The 700-nt window shown below is 71.7% G+C and carries 1 protein-coding gene; it reads left to right on the top strand.

Annotated elements, in window-relative coordinates; translation table 11 throughout:
• On the top strand, positions 1-700 hold a 700-nt coding region (locus tag N2041_RS14520), incomplete at both ends, for an NAD(P)-dependent oxidoreductase (protein WP_297679312.1).

Raw genomic sequence — 700 nt, 5'->3', positions numbered from 1 at the left:
CCGCGGCCTCCTTCGATGACTACGCGGCCTGCGATGTGGTTGCGCTCTGTGTCTCCGCCGATGCCGACGTGCTGGAGAATGTCGATGGCCTCGCGGCCGTCCTCTCGCCCGGCGCCATCGTCATCGACCACAGCACGGTGGCGGTGGAGACGGCCCGCGAGGCCGCGAGGCGGCTTGCCGCCCGCGGCATCGGCTTCCTCGATGCGCCGGTTTCCGGCGGCGTGGAAGGGGCGAGGAACGGCAGGCTCTCGGTCATGGTGGGCGGCGATGAGCCCACGCTCGAGCGCGCCCGCCCGGTGCTCGAGGCCTATGGCGCGCGCATCGCCCTGATGGGCCCGACCGGCGCGGGGCAGGCCACCAAGGCGGTGAACCAGATCCTGGTGGCCGGCATCAACGAGGCGGTCTGCGAGGGCCTTGCCTTCGCCGAGAAGCTGGGTCTCGACCCCGAACGCCTGCTGCCCACCCTGATGGCGGGCGCGGCCAGCAACTGGTTCCTCGACAAGCGCGGCGCGAGCATGCTGCGCAACGAGTTCACCCCCGGCTTCAAGTGCGCGCACATGGCCAAGGACCTGCGCATCGTGCAGGCCATGGCCCGGCAGGCGGGCATCCGGCACCCGGTCATCGACCGCGCGCTGGCCGACTACGCTGAACTCGAGGCCCGCGGCGAGGGCGAGCTCGATACCTCGGCGCTGATCCGGCT

It is taken from the genome of Tepidiforma sp., assembly GCF_026419595.1.
Lineage (GTDB): Bacteria > Chloroflexota > Dehalococcoidia > Tepidiformales > Tepidiformaceae > Tepidiforma.
Note: the sequence above shows the minus strand (reverse complement) of the source record. Positions and strands in the feature narration are given on the sequence as shown.